The sequence below is a fragment of the Thiocystis violacea genome (assembly GCF_016583575.1).
GTDB classification, from domain to species: Bacteria; Pseudomonadota; Gammaproteobacteria; order Chromatiales; family Chromatiaceae; genus Thiocystis; species Thiocystis violacea.
On the sequence record NZ_NRRG01000112.1, the window covers coordinates 1 to 4,371 of the forward strand.

Here is a 4,371-nt window from a genome sequence, read left to right on the forward strand (position 1 = left end):
TCACAAGGGGGCCGGGGTCAGGTCTCCCATTGCACATCCTCGCGTAGCAGACACTCTTGGGAGAGCATCCCGAATCGAATAAAAAAGGTTCCAGGCTCGAATTATTTTTCATATTGAAGCGATAGGGAGCCGCAGGGTCACGGGCTCAGGTCTCGAAAAGCCACATCCCGTATCGGCCGTTGGAGGAGGCGGGGTCAGGTCTCCCATTGCACATCCTCGCGCTGGAACGTGGGAACGAGCCAAGCCGGGGCCGACCATCGGCTCGATGCGCCGGGATGACCGGCGCAAACGCGACCAAGGCGAAGCGCGGGGCCATGCATGGTTAATGCTCGCTGTCCGGCCGAAACACGTCGTCCAGGCTGGCGGCGTCCAGGATCCGCAGCGCCCAGCGTTCCAATTGCTCCGGCGTGGCGCCCTGTAGGCGTGCCTCGACCTCGGGCGGTAGCGCGCCGAATCGTTGCTGGAGTTGTAACTGTATGAGCCTGGCCTGACCCTGGCCGATCCCTTGCTCCACCCCTTTCTCCACACCTTTTCTCTGAGCGATTCGCTCGAAGCTGCTCACATAGCGCATGCGTCTTTCCTCATCAAATTGCTGGACCTCCGTCCATAACTGGTTTTCCAGTCCCTCCGGCAGCGTCAGCACCCAGTCGATGAAGCGGAACAACTCCAGAATATCCTGGCGCACTAGACCGCGCCGGTACAGGCTGCGAATCAACCCCAGTTTCGCCTGGTAGCGCGCGGTCTCGGAGCCGGCGGTGTCCTGGGCCTGGAGGTGGGCTTGGGTCACGATGGCAAAGGGATTGGACGAGGCGTCGAGTTCCGCCCAACGGTTACGATAAGCCGTCAAGCTGACCAGCGGGAAGCGCAGGCCCATCCGACAACCCCAGCGAGCCCAGCGAGCCAAAAGGTTCCAGGCTCGAATTATTTTTCATATAACGCCATAGCTTATTGATTACGTGTCGAGAAACTGATCCGGTGTGATATCAGCTTGCTTCAGGATGGCTCGCAACGTCCCTTCTGGTAGGCCTCCAGGGTGATTCGGTATGGTGTATACAGGCCCCTTGCGGGACGAAACCAGGGTCATAGGGTCAGGTCTTGAAAAACAACATCGACGCATGATTGCCCCCGCGGCTTCTTTCCGAAACCTCTAAATCGATCAGTGACATTGTGTTTTGTTTGCCTGATCAAGTGCAAAACGGATCACCTTCTCGCTCAGCCAGATGCCGCGCTTGCGCATGGCGGCAAGGGCATCGGGAATCGACAGCGTGAAACCGAGTTGTTTGGCCCTGAGTAAGATTCCGATGGAACCGGTCAATCGCAGGCCAGAAAGCCGGGCGACGCGACGACCTTGGATTTCGTCGATACAAACGAGATCCAGGTTACGATCGAGCGCGCTTTGTATAACGGCCGCTTCTCCACGATCAAGCGAATTTTCCAGATAAGGTGAAAGCAGGGCAGGGGCTTGGATCAGATCAAGCCATGTTGCGCGTTCGAAAACATCCAGGGCGAAGGCATCCTTTCCGCCGACGCGGATTTCCTGAGCCACTTCATCAGGCACCAGGACGTGATCGTACAAAAAACGTAAGACATCCAAGTCTCCGGTGGCCGCTGTGAGCGCAATGAGCGGCGTGGTGTTGATGACGATGGTGCGTTGGCGCTCAGGCATTGAGGATATCCGAGCTCAACTCGTCATCATCCAAATCGATGATCGCCACTCCGTAGCGATGCAAGTCACTCAAGAACCGCACGCGATCCACTCCAGCCAGGGTCGCGGCCATGCCGGAGGAAAGGCGCTTCATCTCGTAGAGCTTAGCCGCCATGGCCATCTTGGCGTCGTCGGCGAACTCCCGTTGGGTTTGCTGGAGTGCATCGGGCAGGTTCGCCGGAACGTCAACGACGATTTGCATCGGTATCGGCCTCGTCAGATGAAAGGATCATTTCGATCGCCTGTCGCAGACTTTCCTTGGTTTCCTCCAGCGTCTCTCCTTGTCCATTCGCGCCAGGTATCTCAGGACAAATCGCCCAATATCCACCTCTCTGGCTCCCACGCTCCGGCGTGGGAGCGCGCGGCGCGACGCTCGAGCGTCGCGTCACCATGCTCACCGCCAGAGCGGTGCCACGGCATTCCCACGCCGGAGCGTGGGAACGAGCCACGAGCCGTATCGCCACCACAGGGCCACAGGTCACGGGGTCAGGTCTTGAAAAGCCACATCCCGAATCGGCCGTTCGGGAGTACGTCGCGTCCAATAGCCGCTCGGATCGGCCGGGCCGGCCCCGAGAACAGACCTCAAAAGGCATTCTCTTGCCTCTTGAACAAGAGTAGCAGCGTCCTGGCGATGGTCAGCAGATCGAGGAAGACGCTCCAGTTCTCGATGTAATAGAGATCGTGCTCGACACGTTTCTGGATCTTCTCTTCGGTGTCGGTCTCGCCGCGCCAGCCGTTGCATTGCGCCCAGCCGGTGATGCCGGGCTTGACGCGATGGCGGCTGGCGTACTGCGCGACGGCGTCCTGGTAGAGGATCTCGCCGGCCTTGGCGCGGGTGGCGTGGGGTCGCGGGCCGACGATGGACATGCAGCCGCGCACGACATTAAAGAGCTGCGGCAGCTCGTCGAGGCTGGTGCGGCGAATGAAGCGGCCGACCCTGGTGACGCGCGGATCGTCCTTGCTGGTGAGTCGCTCGGCATTGAAGTCCGTCATGTGGGTGTACATGGACCGGAACTTGAAGACCCGAATCAGGTTGTTGTTGAAGCCGAACCGCTCCTGCACGAAGAGCACGTCGCCCTTCGACTCCAGCCGGATGGCGAGCGCGACGAGGGCGAGCAGGGGGGAGAGCAGGACGATCGCGGGAATGGCGATGCAAAGATCCTCGATGCGCTTGACGACCGCTTCCCACTCGCTGATCGGGCGGTCGCGGAGGCTGAGCAGGTTCATGCCGCCGAGCCGGTGGACGGGGCGGTGGGCGTGATCGAGCCCGAGCCGGTCGGGCGCCAGGTAGATGTCGACCGACCAGGTGGAGAGCTTGGTCGCGAGGCCGTGGATGCGCGCTAGGGCGGTGCGCGGGAGCGCCAGGATGATGAGATCGGGTCCGCCATTGTGGAGCAGCCGTTCGAGCCGGCTGGTTGGCCCCAGGACCGGCACGCCCTGTTGGGCGGGCGGCAGGCGGCTGGCGCGGTCGTCGAGGAAGCCGATCACCCGGATGTCTTGCGCCTCGAAGCGGCGGAGGTGATCGAGCACGTCCTGTCCGGTGTCTCCCGCGCCGACGATGATGGCCTTGCGCTGCATCAGGTTGCGTTGATCCGGCCGGGCGAGATAGATCGCGAGCGTGAGCCGGCTGACCGCCAGATAGAGGATAACGCTCAACAGCCAGAGGGCGGTCCAGAGTCGGGAGAAGTTGTCCGTGATCTTGAGGCTGAAGGCGATGAGGAGGAGGACGCCGAAGGCGAAGAGCACGGCGTTGAAGGTGGTCGTGGGGTTCTTGATCTTGTGGCGGAACTGGCGCCAGTCGTAGAGGCCGCTGCTGAAGGTGAAGAAGCTGTAGGCCAGGATGGCGAGCAGCGCGGCCAGTGCGACCGGGATCAGATTATTGAGCCATTCATCCTGCCGCAGGCCGAGATGGATCAGGATGGCGGACAGGCCGAGAAAGCCGATGTCGGCGAAGTAGAGGAGGTAGTTGAGCCGGCATCCCAGATCGCCGAAGGGCAGGGCGGCGGCCGTTCGATGGCCTGTTTCAGAGAGTGCTTCTTGCATCCTTCAAGCTCACTGGTTGTCCACGAGCGCGCCGCCTCACGGGCCATTGGGCACCGCGGGGTGACGACTGAGTGTTCCGGATCCTTGGCACGTTCGGGTGTCGGCTTGGCGGGGGAGGGTGTGCGTCGCGTTCGGCGACCCCGCTTGTTTGCTGGCTGACACACGAGCCGCGCGTTGACGAGGGCGGAGCATAGTGTGTTTATTGGTGCGCGTCCATAGCCCGATGGGATGTATGGTCATTGTTGGTGGCTTGCCGCTTGGGCGTGTAATTTTGGGGGGCGGGAGGAGGTGGGGCGTTGGCGGCGCGCGGTCTGTCGTTGGACGAAGGTGGCGCGGCGGGTCGATCGATTAGGAACGGTGTAAAAACAACCGATACGACGATGGCTCGACGTTCTCCCCTTGTAAGTTAGTTTTGTCCGGTTGTAGGTTTGTTTTACCCGTCTCAGACCGTAACCCCTCTGATTTCGAGATCGTGGGAGAGCTTGGGTCGATGCGGGGTTTTCCTCAACAACCCGAACAGTTGCCAGGGCGTAAAGCCCGATTCTGCAAGGCGGGGTATAGGGAGGGATGAGCATGCATTCTGAAACCTGTTGGGTTGGTGTAGACGTCTCGAAGTCAACCTT

At 60.9% G+C, this 4,371-nt stretch carries 4 protein-coding genes; all 4 read right to left on the reverse strand.

The genetic code is table 11. The features are described from left to right. Window positions 1-322: 322 nt before the first annotated feature. The 4 genes from CKO27_RS23360 to CKO27_RS23375 all read right to left on the reverse strand — a co-directional run bounded on the left by CKO27_RS23360 (window position 323) and on the right by CKO27_RS23375 (window position 3,748). Window positions 323-874: a DUF4351 domain-containing protein gene (locus tag CKO27_RS23360; protein WP_200377312.1), complete on the reverse strand. Its 552-nt coding sequence runs from the start codon at window positions 872-874 to the stop codon at window positions 323-325. A gap of 282 nt (window positions 875-1,156) precedes the next feature. Next, the gene (locus tag CKO27_RS23365; protein WP_200377313.1) at window positions 1,157-1,666 is read right to left on the reverse strand and encodes a PIN domain-containing protein; all 510 of its coding nucleotides are present in this window, start codon (window positions 1,664-1,666) and stop codon (window positions 1,157-1,159) included. Beyond that, window positions 1,659-1,907, reverse strand: a complete 249-nt coding sequence (locus CKO27_RS23370; RefSeq protein WP_200377314.1) for a UPF0175 family protein — start codon at window positions 1,905-1,907, stop codon at window positions 1,659-1,661. Before CKO27_RS23370 ends, CKO27_RS23365 begins: the two co-directional genes overlap by 8 nt. A 380-nt stretch (window positions 1,908-2,287) precedes the next feature. Next, window positions 2,288-3,748 carry an undecaprenyl-phosphate glucose phosphotransferase gene (locus CKO27_RS23375; RefSeq protein ID WP_200377315.1) on the reverse strand — a complete coding sequence of 487 codons (1,461 nt, stop codon included), beginning with the start codon at window positions 3,746-3,748 and terminating at the stop codon, window positions 2,288-2,290. Between the last annotated feature and the right edge of the window lie 623 nt (window positions 3,749-4,371).

Excerpts from the sequence above, each read along its gene's own strand:
- CKO27_RS23360 (WP_200377312.1), bottom strand. The coding sequence starts at position 874 with ATGGGCCTGCGCTTCCCGCTGGTCAGCTTGACGGCTTATCGTAACCGT.
- CKO27_RS23365 (WP_200377313.1), bottom strand. The coding sequence starts at position 1,666 with ATGCCTGAGCGCCAACGCACCATCGTCATCAACACCACGCCGCTCATT.
- CKO27_RS23370 (WP_200377314.1), bottom strand. The coding sequence starts at position 1,907 with ATGCAAATCGTCGTTGACGTTCCGGCGAACCTGCCCGATGCACTCCAG.
- CKO27_RS23375 (WP_200377315.1), bottom strand. The coding sequence starts at position 3,748 with ATGCAAGAAGCACTCTCTGAAACAGGCCATCGAACGGCCGCCGCCCTG.